This is a genomic window from Paenibacillus sp. 2KB_22 (genome assembly GCF_052115745.1).
In the GTDB taxonomy this organism is placed as follows: domain Bacteria; phylum Bacillota; class Bacilli; order Paenibacillales; family Paenibacillaceae; genus Paenibacillus.
In genome coordinates, this window is sequence record NZ_JBFRHG010000001.1 from 1,207,053 (window position 1) to 1,224,745 (window position 17,693).

The 17,693-nt window shown below is 44.9% G+C and carries 15 protein-coding genes; all 15 read right to left on the minus strand.

Features of this window, described 5'->3' with window-relative positions:
• Positions 1-235: 235 nt before the first annotated feature.
• Positions 236-4,555, minus strand: coding sequence for a PolC-type DNA polymerase III (locus tag AB4111_RS05125; protein ID WP_442030719.1), 4,320 nt, complete (start codon positions 4,553-4,555; stop codon positions 236-238).
• 152 nt (positions 4,556-4,707) lie between these two features.
• Positions 4,708-6,162 (minus strand): proline--tRNA ligase, encoded by a 1,455-nt coding sequence (gene proS / locus AB4111_RS05130; protein WP_253433852.1) that lies wholly within the window; start codon positions 6,160-6,162, stop codon positions 4,708-4,710.
• A 68-nt stretch (positions 6,163-6,230) separates the two neighbouring features.
• Complete coding sequence (rseP, locus tag AB4111_RS05135; protein WP_442030720.1) at positions 6,231-7,502, minus strand: RIP metalloprotease RseP; 1,272 nt, start codon at positions 7,500-7,502, stop codon at positions 6,231-6,233.
• A gap of 114 nt (positions 7,503-7,616) precedes the next feature.
• Positions 7,617-8,756, minus strand: a complete 1,140-nt coding sequence (locus AB4111_RS05140) for a 1-deoxy-D-xylulose-5-phosphate reductoisomerase (protein WP_442030721.1) — start codon at positions 8,754-8,756, stop codon at positions 7,617-7,619.
• 75 nt (positions 8,757-8,831) lie between these two features.
• On the minus strand, positions 8,832-9,626 hold the full coding sequence (locus AB4111_RS05145) for a phosphatidate cytidylyltransferase (RefSeq protein ID WP_442030722.1): 795 nt from the start codon (positions 9,624-9,626) through the stop codon (positions 8,832-8,834).
• A gap of 16 nt (positions 9,627-9,642) precedes the next feature.
• Positions 9,643-10,410 (minus strand): isoprenyl transferase, encoded by a 768-nt coding sequence (locus AB4111_RS05150; protein ID WP_442030723.1) that lies wholly within the window; start codon positions 10,408-10,410, stop codon positions 9,643-9,645.
• Between the two features lie 89 nt (positions 10,411-10,499).
• A complete protein-coding gene (frr, locus tag AB4111_RS05155; protein ID WP_253433837.1) occupies positions 10,500-11,054 on the minus strand; it encodes a ribosome recycling factor in 555 nt (184 codons plus the stop codon).
• Positions 11,054-11,782: a UMP kinase gene (gene pyrH / locus AB4111_RS05160; protein WP_017689153.1), complete on the minus strand. Its 729-nt coding sequence runs from the start codon at positions 11,780-11,782 to the stop codon at positions 11,054-11,056. Before pyrH ends, frr begins: the two co-directional genes overlap by 1 nt.
• Positions 11,783-12,014: 232 nt before the next feature.
• Entirely contained in the window at positions 12,015-12,665 is a 651-nt protein-coding gene (gene tsf / locus AB4111_RS05165) for a translation elongation factor Ts (RefSeq protein WP_253433834.1), read from the minus strand.
• A 115-nt stretch (positions 12,666-12,780) separates the two neighbouring features.
• Positions 12,781-13,479, minus strand: a complete 699-nt coding sequence (gene rpsB / locus AB4111_RS05170) for a 30S ribosomal protein S2 (protein ID WP_047842496.1) — start codon at positions 13,477-13,479, stop codon at positions 12,781-12,783.
• A gap of 295 nt (positions 13,480-13,774) precedes the next feature.
• On the minus strand, positions 13,775-14,401 hold the full coding sequence (locus AB4111_RS05175) for a hypothetical protein (protein WP_442030724.1): 627 nt from the start codon (positions 14,399-14,401) through the stop codon (positions 13,775-13,777).
• A gap of 3 nt (positions 14,402-14,404) precedes the next feature.
• Positions 14,405-14,989 carry a hypothetical protein gene (locus tag AB4111_RS05180; RefSeq protein ID WP_442030725.1) on the minus strand — a complete coding sequence of 195 codons (585 nt, stop codon included), beginning with the start codon at positions 14,987-14,989 and terminating at the stop codon, positions 14,405-14,407.
• Between the two features lie 65 nt (positions 14,990-15,054).
• Entirely contained in the window at positions 15,055-15,369 is a 315-nt protein-coding gene (locus AB4111_RS05185; protein WP_442030726.1) for a hypothetical protein, read from the minus strand.
• Positions 15,370-15,421: 52 nt separating this feature from the next.
• Positions 15,422-16,831, minus strand: a complete 1,410-nt coding sequence (locus AB4111_RS05190; RefSeq protein WP_253442496.1) for a DUF342 domain-containing protein — start codon at positions 16,829-16,831, stop codon at positions 15,422-15,424.
• A 62-nt stretch (positions 16,832-16,893) separates the two neighbouring features.
• Entirely contained in the window at positions 16,894-17,682 is a 789-nt protein-coding gene (locus AB4111_RS05195) for a FliA/WhiG family RNA polymerase sigma factor (RefSeq protein WP_253433820.1), read from the minus strand.
• Positions 17,683-17,693: the final 11 nt, after the last annotated feature.

Below are 17,693 nucleotides of genomic sequence, written 5' to 3' on the forward strand. Positions count from 1 at the left end.
TACACCAGCAAAAAAGCACTGGCAGATTATTAAATACCCAAGATTCTTGTATACCAAAGACTAAAGAGTGGGTTTCCCCACTCTTTAGAAATTCGTACTATCTCGTTCACTTCAAAAATTATAACATAGTCTGGTAATAGTGACAAGTAAGCGATGATTCAGTCGGTTTACTTACTAATGAAGGAAAAATTATGTTCCCTCCATCAATCACCATTTTTAAGATCCAAATCCAATCCTAGAAAAGGGAAAGCTGGTTGCTTTCTGGCAAGCCACGGAAACATCCCATATTCGACAGCAGTTCAACAATGGTCTTACTTGCTTTCGACTTCTGCTGGAAGTCCTCAACCGACAGAAACTCACCATGATCTCTTGCTGCAGCAATGTTGCGAGCAGCATTATCCCCGATTCCTGCCAACGCCGAAAATGGAGGGATTAGTGATTTTCCGTCAACGATGAACTTCGTCGCTTCCGAGCGGTATAAGTCAATGGATTTCAGCGAGAATCCGCGTGCTGCCATTTCCAGACCCATTTCCAGGACAGGTAACATGTTTTTCTCTTTCGGAGGTGCCTGGAAGCCTAATTGCTCAATCTCCGTAATTTTGCGATAGATCGCGTCATATCCCTGACACATCAGTTCGATATCAATCTCATCCGCCCGAACGGTAAAGTAGGTTGCGTAATATTCAATCGGATGATATAGCTTGAAGAACGCCGTACGAACTGCTGAAATAACATAAGCGGCCGCGTGAGCCTTCGGAAACATGTACTGGATTTTGAGACACGAATCAATGTACCATTGAGGCACTTTGCAATTCTTCATCTCGTCAATCCATTCCTGTGGCAGACCCCGACCCTTACGAACGCTCTCAGTAATTTTAAATGCCAGACTTGCGTCCATTCCCGTTTTATAGATCAGGAATAACATGATGTCATCCCGACAACCGATTACCGTCTTAATGTTACACGTTCCGTTCTTAATCAGATCCTGAGCGTTTCCAAGCCATACTCCTGTACCATGGGACAATCCGGAAATCTGCAGTAAATCGGCAAAAGACGTCGGCTGGGATTCAACAAGCATCTGACGTACAAACTTCGTTCCCATCTCCGGCACGCCAAACGTCGCGACTGGCGACCTAATCTGTTCCGGTGTAACACCCAAAGCTTCGGTTGAGTTAAACATGCTCATGACTTTGGGATCATTCATTGGAATAGTCGTTGGGTCGACCCCTGTCAAATCCTGCAACATCCGCATCATAGTCGGATCATCGTGCCCCAGAATATCAAGTTTCAGCAAGTTTTCTTCAAAAGCATGATAATCAAAGTGTGTTGTTTTCCACTCCGCATTAACATCATCAGCCGGGAACTGAACGGGTGTAACATCTTCGACCTCGATATAATCAGGTACTACGACAATACCGCCGGGATGCTGTCCAGTGCTCCGTTTTACGCCTGTACAACCCGAAGCTAATCGATTCAATTCAGCTCCGCGCCATTTCTTGTGATGTTCTTCCTCATATTTCTTGGCAAAACCAAATGCCGTCTTCTCAGCGACCGTACCAATGGTCCCCGCACGGAAAACACTCTTCTCACTAAATAGTACTTTCGTATAGTTATGAGCATGAGGTTGATAATCACCAGAGAAGTTCAAGTCAATATCGGGAACTTTATCTCCTTTAAATCCAAGGAAGGTCTCAAACGGAATATCCTGGCCTTCTCCTTTAAGCGTGCCACCACAATTCGGACATTCTTTCTCAGGAAGGTCAAATCCACTCCGAACACTACCATCCAGGAACCACTCGCTGTGTTTGCATTCCGAATTCACACAAATATAATGAGCAGGTAGTGGATTAACCTCGGATATACCCAGGAATGTAGCAACAACAGAGGAACCTACCGATCCCCTCGAACCTACGAGATAACCATCCTGATTCGATTTTTTAACCAAACGTTCCGAGATCAGATAGTTGGCAGAAAAACCATATTTAATAATTGGAATGAGTTCTTTCTCTAGTCGTGCCACGATTACTTCTGGTAATTCCTCGCCATAAATGGACTTGGCAGTGTTATAGCAGGTATTACGGATTTCTTCGTCCGCACCCTCCAGAATCGGAGTAAACAGTTTGTCCGGGAATAATTTAATTTCCTCGAATCGGTCAGACAACTCCACCGTATTTGTAACAACGACTTCGTATGCTTTTTCTTGGCCCAGGAACTGGAACTCTTCCAGCATTTCCTCTGTCGTTCTAAAATGAGCATCCGGTTTACGTTGATCTTTCAATGGACTAAACCCTGTAATTCCGTGAATCGTGATATCCCGATATAACTTGTCACGCGGCTCCAGATAGTGCACGTTACCTGTGGCTATGACCGGTTTGTTAAGCTTCGCACCTATATCAATGACTTTACGGATCGCTGTTTTGATCTCTTCGGGTGTAGCCACCAGACCTTTATCCACCAAATGCATATACATTGTAAGTGGTTGGATCTCCAGTATGTCATAGAACTCGGCGATCTCTTCCGCTTCTTCAAGTGATTTGTTAAGTACCGCTTCGAAAAACTCACCTTTTTCACAGCCCGATATAACAACAAGGCCTTCACGCAAATTAATCAGTTTTGATTTGGGAATGCACGGTACACGCTTGAAATGTTCCGTATGAGAGAGAGATACCAGCTTATATAGATTTTTCTTACCGATATCATTCAGTGCATAGATTCCACAATGGAAAGGTCTTGTATTCGACAAGTCGACACCCACATAATCATTCAAACGATCGAGCCTCGTCAAACCTTTCATCTGTGCAGCATCATTTAGCAGTCCAATCAGGATACCCGCGAGTGCAACAGTATCATCAATGGCACGGTGATGACTTTCGAGTCCAACCTTATATTTATCCGCCATCGTATTCAGACGGTGGTTTTTATTTTTCGGAAATAACAATCGCGCCAGTTCCAACGTATCAAGGACCGGGTTAGGAAGCTCCGGCATTCCAATTTGCTTCAATGATGCCTGAATGAAGCCCATATCAAAACGTGCATTATGGGCAACAAGTACACCATCTCCCGCAAACTGCACAAAATCACGAATAACAGGCTCAATTTCAGGTGCGTCTTTTACCATGTCATCATTAATATTCGTCAATTGCTGAATGTTGTAGGGAATGCGTTCATGCGGATTGACAAACGTCGCAAACCGGTCGATTTCTTTGCCATCTTGCATCTTCACGGCAGCAATCTCAATAATTTTGTTCTGCGTTACCGAAAGACCTGTGGTCTCGATATCAAATACGATGTATGTCGCGGTTTGCAGATCCAAAGGCTGCGGAGCCATTACAACTGCGACAGAGTCATTCACGACATTAGCCTCAAGGCCGTAGATCATTTTAATTCCATTTTTTTTAGCAGCCTTGGAAGCCTCGGGATATACCTGCACTCCACCATGGTCAGTGACAGCAATTGCCTTATGTCCCCACTCCGCTGCCATTTTTACGTATTTGTCAATTGAAGTTACAGCATCCATGGTACTCATTGTAGAGTGCAGATGGAACTCCACCCGTTTCTCTGGTGCATTATCTTTGCGAGACGGCGGTGCTTTGACTTCAATCAGATCGGATGGAATCATCGCGAGTTCAGGAATTTGCATAAACCGGTCATACTCTACACGACCACGCACTTTGACCCATTTACCGTTTGCCAGCAAACTGAGAATTTTAACATCCTCTTTTGTTTTGGCAAACATCTTCATTTGCATGGAGTCCGTGAAGTCGGTCAGATAGAAGGTAAACAACGTATTGCCGTTTCGCAGTTCTTTGCGATCCAGACCAAACACCGTACCTTGAAGCGTAACCTTTTTCTCTTCATCCTGGATTTCCTGCATAGGCACAGCTGGCTCCTTGATATCGTAACCCATCTGCAAACGCAGATCCCCCTGCTCCTCATCCACCGGGATTTCTGTATCCACTTCACTCATCATCTTTTCGATGACCTCAAGTTCTTCAACACGTTTTTGGGCCTGGAACTGTTCCATGGCCTCTTTATTGCTTCCCACTTCGCCTACTTGCATCTTGATGCGGAGCGGCAGATGAAAGTATTTTTCATAAAACGTCTTAATGGCCTGATCAATCTGTTTCTTACGAGCCAATTCCATTGACGTTGCATCACTCATCGTCAGTTGCAGGAGATCCGCTTCACATTCAAACGTAGTCCGGTTCATCCAACCATTCACGGATGGAATCTCACGTGTAACCCACTCCCGAAACAAATTCCAATATTCACTAACGATATCGCCATTCTGTACCTTGTCCGTATATTTAAAGCCAAATGAAATTTTGGCGATATGATTCATCTTCTCTTGAATATGCAAACAAAATGTGCGATAGATTGGAGCAGGTACCAACGTGTCCTTTGCAATCAGAATATTCCATTCCCGATTACTTCGATTGGTCTCTACTTGTTCAATCCATCCATCCAAAAAATAGGGCTCTAACAGACCAGCTGGAAGCTCTGCCTGTTTCATCAACAACTCAAACCGTTTTCTCTTCTCCTCGAATCCGCTCATCGTGTTCCTCCTTGTACCCCCTTAAAGCATGAAAAGCCCCTGCATTCAAAAATGTCACCGATCCGAACTCGCACCGACTCATTTTATCCGACAGAAGCTCCCCACTCATTACTCAACTGGTGAAAAAGTGCTCTTCGTCAGGTTATCCTGACTTAATACGCTCTTGCAAACACAACCGTGTGTTCAGCCTTTTCACCACAAGCCAGGCACGTATGCTTTTCTTCCGCAGGCTGGAACGGAATGTTCCGGCTTGTTGCACCAGTGACTTCTCTTACTTTATCTTCGCAAGCTTCTGAACCGCACCATCCAGCCAGAGTAAACCCGCGTTTATTTTCCATCAGTTCTTTCATCTCATCGAGTGTATCCACAGAGTAGAAGTTATCCGACATAAATGTGCGAGCACGCTCTAACATATCTACCTGAATCTGTGCCAGCATAGACTGGATTTCTTCTACCAAGTTCGCTTGTTCTACAACTTTTTTCTCACCTGTGATCCGTGATACAAGTACACAAACACCATTTTCCATATCACGTGGACCAATCTCCAGACGAATCGGAACACCGCGCATCTCATATTCATTGAATTTCCAACCTGGGCGAACATCGCTGCGATCATCCATTTTTACACGGACTCCAGCTTTTTTCAACTCAGTGAACAACTCATCTGCACGCCCAACCACAGCATCACGCGTTTTCGGAGGTCCAATTGGGATCATGACCACTTGTGTCGGTGCAACTTTAGGAGGAAGTACGAGACCACGGTCATCACCGTGAACCATAATTAACGCACCGATCAAACGTGTGCTTACTCCCCAGGAAGTAGTGTAAGCCAGCTCCAGCACATTGTTCCGGCTAAGATACTGAATTTCAAATGCTTTTGCAAAGTTCGTACCCATGTAGTGAGATGTACCTGCTTGTACAGCGCGTCCATCCTTCATCATGGCTTCGATTGAGTACGTATCCACCGCACCCGCAAATTTCTCGGATTTGGTTTTCTGACCCACAATTACAGGAATAGCCAAGTACTCTTCAACTACTTCACGATAAATCTCAAGCATTTTCATCGTTTCTTCACGTGCTTCTTCTTCGGTCTCATGCGCAGTATGACCTTCCTGCCACAGGAACTCACTTGTGCGAAGGAAAGGCAACGTTCTTTTTTCCCAACGAACTACGTTAGCCCATTGGTTGATCAGTACCGGAAGATCCCGATACGACTGAATCCACTTGGAATACATGTGACCAATAATCGTTTCGGATGTAGGCCGGATTGCCAGACGTTCTTCCAGCTTCTCTCCCCCAGCTTCCGTAACCCATGGTAATTCAGGGTTAAAACCTTCCACGTGCTCTTTTTCCTTTTGAAAGAAGCTCTCAGGAATGAACATCGGGAAATACGCATTGCGATGACCCGTTTCCCGGAAACGACGATCCAACTCATCCTTAATATGTTCCCAGATTTCAAATCCGTCTGGTTTGAACACAATACAACCGCGTACGGGTGCATAGTCCATGAGATCAGCTTTTTTGATAACATCAATATACCAGCGTGAGAAATCCTCACCCTGTGGTGTGATTTCGGTCACGAACTGTTTATCATTTTCCTTTGACATAAGACTCCAGCGTCCTCCCATAACGACTACACTCTGAGAGAAAAGTTCAGAGCGTAGTCCAACCGTAATTATCCGTTAATTAAACGTAATATATCATTATACGTTACTGCCAGCATCAAGACGAACAACATCGCAAATCCGATGAAATGAACCATACCTTCGCGATTGGGATCAACTGGTCTGCCGCGCAGCGCTTCAATTCCCAAAAATACCAGGCGGCTGCCGTCCAGTGCAGGTATTGGTAGCAGGTTGAATATCCCAAGATACAGACTCAAAATCGCTGCCCATCTCGTTAACTGTTCAATCCCTTGCTTAGCAATTTGCCCTGTTACTTCAAATGTACGAACCGGACCACCAATATCATCCATGTTGAATTGATTGATCAGATGTTTAAAACCTTCAAATATCACTTTGGTTGTATCAACCATGGCCACGCCTGAGACTTTGAATGTCTCTACAAATCCAACAGATCGGGTTGGTAGCGTAGGTACGATCCCCACTTTACCGCCTTCTTGTCCTTCTACAGCACGTGGAGTAATCGTTATATTAAATGTATCCGAACCCCGGCGCAGCGTCCATTCCATCGGCTTGTCTTTGGAATCGGCAATCATCGACACCATTTTTTGTGAATCTGTACCAATAGGAGTGCCATTGATCGTCTCGATAATATCGCCCTTTTGCAGGTTCGCCTGATCGGCTGCCCCGCCTTCAAGCACTTCACCAATTTCAAGATTTTTAGGATTCTCTACTGGAACTCCTGCCATCTGCGCATATACAGCAAACAGCACAAAGGCCAAAATAAAGTTCATCAGGGGGCCCGCAAAAATAGCCAATGCACGCTGTCCAACCGTTTTGCTGCCGAATTGACGATCTTTCGGTGCAATCTGCGTTTGTTTACCCCGACTTACCAACATCGCTTGGGGATGTATTCGGTACTCCTGAATTTCACCATCTACATCAAGTTGAAGCTTCAGGGCACTCTCCATGTCAATGGAGATGACTTCACCACGTATTACATTTTTACGGTTATCCAGCTGGTCCAGATAGATCATCTTCACCTGGTCATCCGCTGATCTTACCGCAATGGTCTGTCCTTCCTGGATCTCTACCAGTTCCGGATCTTCCCCTGCCATCCGTGCATATCCACCAAAAGGCAACAAACGCAATGTAAACTGGGTCTCGTTTCTTTTATATGAGAACAATTTGGGACCAAAACCGATCGCAAATTCCCGTACAAGAATACCGGCGCGTTTGGCAAAATAATAATGCCCCCATTCATGAACCGTCACGATGACAAAGAACATGAGCACCGTTAGAAATACCACTTGTATGGTTTCCAATCCCTATCCATCCTCCTTCACGGCACATACCGCAGTCTGTCCCTCTAGATTATCATTATTCTCTGATGCCGCACAAGAGAATCACATCTTCCAATTTGTTATGAAAAAAAGAGATTACAGACTGGATGCAAGCTTACGGCTCTCCTGATCACAACGGGCGATCTCCTGCAGATCAGGCTCGTCCACATTATGGTGTGCTTCCAGCACAGAAGCAATAATATCTTCTATTTTAAGGAATGAAATCTCTTTACGCAAGAAACGGGCTACAGCAACCTCGTTGGCAGCATTAAACGCCGTTGTTGCGGTTCCTCCCATTTTACCACACTCATACGCCATTCTTAAACATGGGAACCGTTCCATATCCATCTCACGGAAATGTAATTTCCCAGCTTGAGCAAGAGATAGACGTTGTGCTGGTGATGGCAGGCGGTCAGGGTAAGTCAATGCATATTGAATTGGAACTCGCATATCCGGATTCCCCAGTTGAGCGATGATGCTGGTGTCATCAAATTCCACATAAGAATGAATAACACTCTCTGGATGAAGCAATACATTAATCTGATCATATCGAAGACCAAATAACCAATGAGCTTCAATGACCTCAAGTCCCTTGTTTACCATTGTTGCCGAGTCTATCGTAATTTTGGAACCCATTGACCAATTCGGATGTTTCAGTGCATCCTCTATAGTCACGCTCTTCAACTGTTCACGGGTAAGATCACGGAATGATCCGCCTGAAGCAGTAAGCGTGATACCTGTCAGGCGTTCTTTGTTTTCACCATTCAAGCATTGGAATATCGCAGAGTGCTCGCTATCGATGGGTAGTAAAGAAACTCCTTTGGCAGCCGCTCTTGTAGTAACAATGTGCCCTGCCGTAACCAATGTCTCCTTGTTGGCCAGTCCAATCTGTTTACCTGCGTCTATGGCTGCAAGCGTCGACTCCAAGCCAACACTTCCCACCACTGCTGTAACAACCGTATGCGCATCAGTTCCTGCCGCAACTTCTACGAGTCCTTCTGTGCCATAAAACAGTTGCGTTCCTGCGGGCAAATGTGGAGCAACCTTATCCGCCAATTCCTTGGAACCCACGGATAACTTCTTCGGTCGGTAACGTTTGGTTTGTTCGATCAGCAGGTCTGTATTGCCTCCGGCAGCCAGTCCCTCCACTTGAAAGAGTTCAGGATGCATGTCAACTACATCCAGTGTCTGGGTTCCAATGGAACCGGTCGAGCCGAGAATCGCAATTTTTTTCATGCTGCACCTCATCTTTAATTATCCAATGCCTACAGCGAACAATGCTGTTATCTTATCTCAGACTCATGTTCTTCTTCAGTAGGGCAGTAGCATTAGTATATGTACGAATGGAAAAACAACAAGCCAGCTGTCGCACCGATCAAGAATGCCTCCATGCCCTGGGAGAAGACTGCCTGAATCCTTGATATTATATACACGTTTGTATGCAGACTGGATTAAGTCGCCCATCTGACCTACGACTGCACAGGCAATTCCGATCACAATAGCTCTCTGCCAGGAAAGCAAACCATCTGATACTAATGCAAAAATAACAGACGTAACAATTGCAATCACGATGCCACCCAGTGCACCCTCCACGGTTTTGTTTGGACTGATGGAAGGCCACAGTTTGTTTCTACCAATTAGTTTCCCTACAAAATAAGCTCCTGCATCACTGGCCCATATGGAGCCCAGCAACAAGAACGTCCAGAACAACCCATGATGCAGATGTCTGGATTCTGCAATGTAATAGAAACCGATCCCAATATACAACACGCCAAGGAAAAGCATGGCCACTGTATTCACGGGGATCTTATTTTTGGTGACAACCGAAGCGGTCATCAGTACAAGCATTACAATCCAGATGACCTGAAATAAGGATAGCGGTCTTGCCTCCCAAAGCATTTCCCAAGGAAACACAATGGCAAAAACACCAGCATATCCAATCAGGGCCACACCTGAAAAAGGCATCACCCCGGTCATTTTAACAAATTCATAATAACCGATGAGAGCCATAAGCAATACCAAACCATGGTACCAGGGTCCGCCCAGCATGCAAAAACCTAAAAACAACACACCTGCTATGATTCCTGTCGTTAATCGCTGTTTCAACGGCTTCATCCTCCATCTATTTCAAACCGCCGTAACGCCTTGTTCTGCGCTGATATTCGGCTACTGCTTCAAGCAAATGCTTTTTGCCAAATTCGGGCCAGTATATATCCGTAAACCATAATTCACTATATGCAAGCTGCCAAAGCATAAAGTTGCTTAATCTCAGCTCTCCGCTCGTCCGGATCAACAGATCCGGATCGGGCATGTCAACCGTCAGCATATGTCTATCAATGAGTTCAGGTGTTATGTCGTCTTCAGATAGTTCCCCCGACTTCACCTGCAGAGCGATCTGTTTAACACAGTCCGTCATTTCACGACGACTTCCATAGTTCATTGCAAAGTTCAAAACGAGACCTGTATTATGTTCCGTAAGACGAATGGCTTCCCGCAAGGCATTGATGGTATGAGAAGGTAAATGTTCCTCTTGGCCCATCATGCGAATGCGCACATTTTTTTCTATAAGTTCATCCAGCTCTATAGCCAGAAATTCTTGCGGAAGTCGCATCAGAAAATCCACTTCTTCTTTTGGACGCGTCCAGTTTTCTGTCGAAAAAGCGTACATCGTCAGATATTTGATGCCCAGTTCATCCGCCGCGATGGTCGCACGTTTGACCGCCTTCATGCCATTTTGGTGCCCGGCTATACGCGGGAGTCCCAGACGTTTGGCCCATCGTCCATTGCCGTCCATGATGATGGCGACGTGCTGCGGGATATTGTCCTCGGATATAGTCAGCGTTTCCTGCTTGTCAGCCCCATTCCACCACGACCGAACCCGTTTGATCATTCCTGTTCCTCCAAAATCCCTGAAGTTTCTTCATCTGAAGCTTGGAAAAAGAGACAAAACCCCACCGTATTGGAGGGGCTGCGCTTGTCTTACACTTCCATGATTTCTTTTTCTTTGGCAGCGAGTACCTTATCGACTTCAGCAATAAACTTGTCGGTCGATTTTTGGATATCTTCCTGATGTCTCCGTGATTCATCCTCGGAAATATCTGACTTCTCCATTTTCTTGATATCATCATTCGCATCACGGCGAATGTTACGAATCGCTACTTTACCTTCTTCACCGAACTTCTTCGTCAGCTTTACAAGTTCCGCTCTACGTTCTTCCGTCAATGCCGGAATAGACAAACGGATCATGTTACCATCGTTGGCTGGAGTAAGACCCAGATCAGATTTCATGATGGCACGCTCGATTTCGCCCATGGAAGATTTGTCCCAAGGCTGAATCATCAGTGTACGGGAATCCGGAGTACTGATATTAGCGAGTTGATTCAATGGCGTCATTGCTCCATAATACTCTACCTGAATTCGGTCCAAAAGAGCTGGAGTTGCGCGGCCTGCGCGCAAAGTAGCCAGGTCACGACGCAATGCTTGAATTGCTTTTTCCATACGCTCTTCGGCATGTTGTTTAACCGCTTGTGGCATTAATCTACACTCCCTTTAACGATTGTTCCGATACGTTCACCCAGAACAACACGTTTGATGTTACCTTGTTCCGTAATGGCAAATACGATCAACGGGATGTTGTTGTCCTTACAAAGCGAGGATGCCGTTGAATCCATTACACCAAGGTCTTTGTTAAGAATATCCATGTAAGTCAACTGATCAAATTTCACAGCTGTACTGTCCTTAAACGGATCTGCTGAGTATACACCATCAACTTTATTTTTGGCCATCAAGATAACTTCTGCTTCAATCTCCGCTGCGCGCAGTGCTGCTGTTGTATCCGTGGAAAAGAACGGGTTACCTGTACCTGCTGCAAAAATAACGACCCGGCCTTTCTCCAGATGGCGAATAGCTCTACGACGAATATAAGGCTCTGCAATTTGTTGCATTGCAATAGATGTTTGTACACGCGTAGGTACTTCAATCTGTTCCAAAGCATCCTGCAGTGCCAGCGAGTTCATTACTGTCGCCAGCATACCCATATAATCGGCAGTTGCACGATCGATGCCATTTTCGCTACCGGCAATTCCACGCCAGATGTTTCCGCCGCCACATACAATAGCAACCTGTACACCAAGTGCAACAACCTCTTTTACCTGTTGGGCAATCGACGAGATCGTATCTGCATCAATACCGTAGCCGTTTTGACCGGAAAGAGACTCTCCGCTGACCTTTAAGACAACACGTTTAAATACTGGCTGTTCCAATTATTCACCCTCCACTTTGAATTGAACACGCTTGGTGTTCAACCAACAAAACTTCTCGCGCATGGCCTCCTGCTTAAAAAGAAAGGAACACAGTTGTGTTCCGCTCTTTTAGGAAAAACGTTTAACCGGTAAGGCACTGTTTTCCTGAGATATAAGGGAGTTTACGCTTCGAAGTTTGTTCATTCTTATATCTTCGAAAATCAATCCTGTTCGCCGGTTTAAAGAAACCGTCTTATTTGTTTACTTGGGACATTACTTCTTCTACGAAGTTGTCTACTTTTTTCTCAAGACCTTCACCCAGTTCGTAACGAACGAAACGACGGATGGAGATGTTTTCACCAATTTGGCTGATTTTTTCGTTCAGCAATTGGGAGATAGTTTTGTCTGGATCTTTAACGAAAGTTTGTTCCATCAGGCAATACTCTTCGTAGTATTTACCAATACGGCCTTCAACCATTTTTTCAATGATTTTCTCTGGTTTGCCTTCGTTAAGAGCTTGAGCTTTCAGGATTTCTTTTTCTTTTTCCAGCTCATCTGTAGGAACTTCTTCACGTGTAACGAATTTAGGATTAGCTGCAGCGATTTGCATAGCTACATCTTTAACGAAATCCTTAAATTGATCCGTTTTACCAACGAAGTCTGTTTCACAGTTAACTTCAACCAAGACACCAATACGTCCACCAGCGTGGATGTAAGATTCAACAACACCTTCAGTTGCTGCACGGCCTGCTTTGCTTGCTGCTGCGGAAAGACCTTTCTCACGCAACAATTCAGCTGCTTTCGTTACATCACCGTTTGCTTCTTCCAGTGCTTTTTTGCAATCGAGCATACCAGCGCCCGTTCTTTCGCGAAGTTCTTTTACTGCACTCGCATTAACTGCCATTATAAATTCCCTCCAAAATTAAGTATTGTACGTACACTCTAAAAAAAGGGCAGTGAGAGGTTATCCACCTGCCAACCACCCTTTTCATTTAGTTTATAACATATGTTCGAATCTATTAAGCGGAAGTTTCTTCGCCTTGGTTAGCTTCGATTACAGCATCAGCCATTTTACCTGTCAGCAATTTAACAGCGCGGATCGCGTCGTCATTACCTGGGATAACATAATCGATCTCATCCGGATCGCAGTTAGTATCAACGATACCTACAATTGGGATACCCAATTTGCGAGCTTCCGCAACAGCAATACGCTCTTTGCGTGGATCGATGATGAACAGGGCGCTTGGCAGGCCTTTCATATTTTTAATACCGCCCAAGAATTTCTCCAGACGATCTTTTTCTTTGCGAAGCAAGATAACTTCTTTTTTAGGCAATACAGCGAATGTACCGTCTTCTTCCCAAGCTTCCAACTGTTTCAAACGATCAATACGTTTTTGAATAGTTTGGAAGTTAGTCAGGGTACCGCCAAGCCAGCGTTGGTTAATGTAGAATTGACCAGCACGTTCAGCTTCTTCTTTAACGGAATCTTGAGCTTGTTTCTTAGTACCCACGAAAAGAATTGTACCATTCTCTCCTGCGATTCCTTTAACGAAGTTGTAAGCCTCTTCGACTTTTTTCACCGTCTTTTGCAAGTCGATGATATAAATTCCGTTTCTTTCAGTGAAGATATAACGATCCATTTTTGGGTTCCAACGACGAGTTTGGTGACCGAAGTGTACCCCAGCTTCGAGAAGCTGCTTCATGGAGATTACTGCCATCTTCACACACCTCCTAATATGGTTTTTATTGTGTCCTCCGCCGGCATCATTTTTCGCCAAGACTCTCCATAAGGAAAGCACCCTCAACAAAATTAGCACATGCGTGTGTTTTAACACCGTTATCTAATATAGCACAACTGGATGTCTGATGCAACAGTCTTTGAAGCTAAAATCTACTTTATACTTTTTGCTAGTATCGAATCATTTTAAACCTGATATGTAACTCAACACTAATTATTATCAAGATTTCAAAATGCACCGTTTAATACGCAAAAACCGTCCTGTCCGAGCATGCTCAGTTTGACGGTTCTTTCGTAATTTTTGCGATAATGGATTTGAAACTTTCGCCTTTTTCAAGCGCATAAGTACCCACTTGGATTTTGGTATTGATTCGCTCAGCTTTGCCAGCCTTTATGAATGCTTGGGCATCGTCTACGATTCCCGCGGTTTTCAGGTTTGCTGCAACGATCGCAAGGCTATTGCCTGAACGTACTTTGAATGATACTGTTGCGCCTTTCGGATTGCTCGGCGTTACAGGTTCTGTTGTCTTCGGCTCAGTTATCTCTTTCTGCCCTTTAACTTCATTTGTAGCAGGCTCTTCTGGCTTCTCAGGCTCAGCAGGTGTCTCCGTAGAGGTTACTGTCTCAGGTGATGTTGCTGTATTCCCCTGCAACTCACTGCTCTCCTGCTTTTTCTTCGCCACCCACTCTGCTTCTGTGTATAGTTCCTCTTCAGAACCAACCAACTTCATATCCAGGCTTTTCGCCGCTGTTTCAAGCTGTTCTTTGGTCATATTGGCAGTCTGCTCAGGGGCCAGATTACTATCCGATAATGCATTTTGTCCGACTGTGGCCAGTTGAAGCAAAACTGCACCAATAATCATGCCGCTCCCCAGACCAATCCATAAGGATCGCTTGTCCATGACTTAGCTTTCCTCCCGTTCTGCCAATTGAAGTATTAACTGTACCTCACCACGCTGAATGCCTGTTTGCTTGGATATGGCATCCATCGACTTACCCTCAGCATGTAAATTAAAGAGTTCTGGGTATCGATCTTTAATCGATTCACGCTCAGGCAAAGTTTCGACCTTGCTGGTCTGTAGATCTGCTTCTAACGCCTGCTGGGCCGCCTCTGCTTGTACGCTTTTCACGAGCGCTTGAGCTTGCAAACCTTCGGAAGCTTGCACAGGTACATTACCTGAGTGTGGCACAGTTGATGCGACAGGTTCGTTCTTTTTACTCTGTTCCAGCTGATCCAACCGCTGCTGTAATTCCTGAAGTTGCAATTGCATACGTTGATCTGCTGCTGTCGCTTCTCCCTTCATTTCAGCCACGCGTTGAATAAGAGCATCATTATCATTTTCGATCTCGGTCATGTAGTGTTCAAGCGTAGATTCCATCTCCTGCACCAGTTGATGCCCGGGCTCTTGCGCCTTGTTTTTCCGAGGCATAATATAAGCGTAGGCGATGGCGCAGGCCCCTAATATGACAATAATGATCCATGGTGACAAATTGGGTTCTCTCCTTCTGATTCAACCATCGGTGCGCAAGGCTTCATGTCTATAACAACCATCTATTATAATGAGAAATCTATGTGTTTACCTTTGTACGGGTGTTCTGCAGGTTTGACCGTTTCTTGAGCCTGAGCAGTCTCCTGTCCATCGGAACCACTCTGCTGATTCCCATCATTGGTATGACCATCACGCACCGAAGTCTGTGAAGTTTCGTCCATTGCTTCACTTCGTTGCCTTGCTTCATTTGCTTCTTTTGACGTTTGCTCTGCCAAAAGATTCTGATCCGTAATCGGTCGCTGCTGGGCTTCACTTTGATAACGTCCCGCTTCACTTGTTCGTGGTACCGCAATCTGCAACTCCACTGCTTTGAAACTCATACGCTCACCTCACGGTTTCGAATGGATTTCTTCCTGTGCCTGAATGCTGTACTTAAACGTATGGAACCATCGTAATATCGCCATCATGATAATAAAATGAAATTCGACTTACTGGATCTTTAATAAATTTCGTGTATCTGCCGATAACTATTTTAGAGCCTCCATAAATCATCTTCAAAATATCAACACGAGCCTTACTTGTATCTTCAAGCGCCTTTTCAATTTCAAAGATACGCATTTTCGTTTCTTCACTTATACGAAGAGCAGATTTCTGCGTAGCATTCAGTTTGATCCGCATCGACATTTTATCCGGACTTAATTGTCCAGCGGCAGCTAACTGGTCTAACAATGTCAAAGCCTTCTTTGTTTTGTCCAAGGAGTCCATCTGTTCTCTGGCTTCCTTACGCAAATCATTCAGTTCGTTACGCAGCTTCGGCAGTACACCAACTTCAATGGAAGTGACTGTGGACATGCTGTTGCCCACAACACGCGCTGAGACGTTCTGACCGGCCTGGATCGAGCCACCAACAATAAGACCCTTGGTTCCCGCACAGATGACACCATGCCCAGCCCGAATATTGGAATGCATAATGCTCTGGGAGACCAGAACATCTTCACCAGCATCCACGTTGCCCTCTTGAATAAACGTACATTTAACATTGTGGCCTGCTTGTACCAGTCCTTTGTTATAACCAATAATACCACCGGTAATTTCGATTGAGCCGCCTGCTTCCAGTTCCGCTCCTTCGACACCTCCGACGACACGAATGTCACCTGCTGCTTTCACTTTAAATCCGGTAAGTACATTGCCTCGTATGACAACTGTGCCTACAAAGTCGATATTACCGTTATTGTAATCAACATCACCATTGACTTCATATACCGGAAACACATTCAGTTTGTTACCGTCCGTTTTGGTAACCAGCCCATCCAGTGCAGCATACATCGCAGAACCATCCGGGTTAATCACAACGTTTTTCCCAACTTTAAACCGAGCTTCTTTTCCCGGACGGTAAGGAATTTCCTCACCTGTTACTGCCCTGCCTGGTATGCCATCACAAGGAGCGATTCGCTCTGCAATGATCTGACCACTACGGACATTGTTTAACCGGGTCACTTCTTTGTAATCGACGGTTCCATCTTCCGATTCGAGCGGTCGTCGTTCGTTCGTATCGTCCATTCCAACCAGAATCTTGATGAATCCATCTGTTCCCTGAATAGGAGCGATACCTTCCGCAATCTTGTATTTATCTTTTAAATAGGTTTCAGGGTTACTCACAAAAAGTAGTAATGCCTCTCGCATTACACCCTGTTTGATGCCCTTGTTCGCCACAAATTGTTCAAGTTCATCGATCGTGCAGGCAAAGCCTTCTTCCTCTTTGGAAAATTCAAGGTAGGCTATGCATTTGTCGTCCGATAAAACAATGTTTAAACACTGTTCCAAAGCAGTCCGCTGTGTCACTGCAATTCTTCCCCCTTTTAGACTTTCCACTCCCCAAACTCCAATTATATTACTTTTCTCTATTAATCTTTACGCATCAACAAATCTTTCTGTTTGTCCAACGTGCCGCGTAGTCGTAATATTGCCTTGGAATGTAACTGGGATATACGAGACGGAGAAAGAGACATGACCTCCGCAATTTCACTAAGAGAAAGATCTTCGTAATACAAGAGTGAAACAACCGTTCTCTCTTTTACCGTCAACTTGTCAAGTCCTTGCACCAAAGCTTCCTTTAAATAAAATTCATTCACTTTATAATCCGGATTTTTGGCTTTCTCATCCACCATCAAAGATAGACGAGTCTCAGACTCTTCTTCACGAATGGGGTCTTCTAGCGAGCAAAGTGACATAACTGCCACTTCCTGAAGCATATGTTGAAAATCTTTGGTAGACACGTCCAGATACTGACTCATTTCCTCATCACTGACGGACCTAAGATAGCTTTGTTCCAGCTGTTGGTAGGCGTCTTCAATGCGCTTGGCCTTCTCTCGAACAGAACGCGGAACCCAATCACCTTGGCGCAGACCGTCAAGAATGGCTCCGCGGACCCTCCATGATGCATAAGTTTCGAATTGCAGACCACGTTCATAGTCGAATTTCTCCAATGCATCAATTAACCCCATAACTCCATTGCTCTCCAAGTCATCCTTGGGAACATTTTTGGGTAAACCAACAGCCAGTCGACCAGATACATAGTTTACAATATGAAGATACTTTTCAATCAACGTTTTCTTGGCTTCAAGATCTCCATGTTCTTTCCACTTTTCCCACAGATCAGAATGGTTCAAATGTGAAGCTTTACGCTCGTTCAATTGCTTTCACC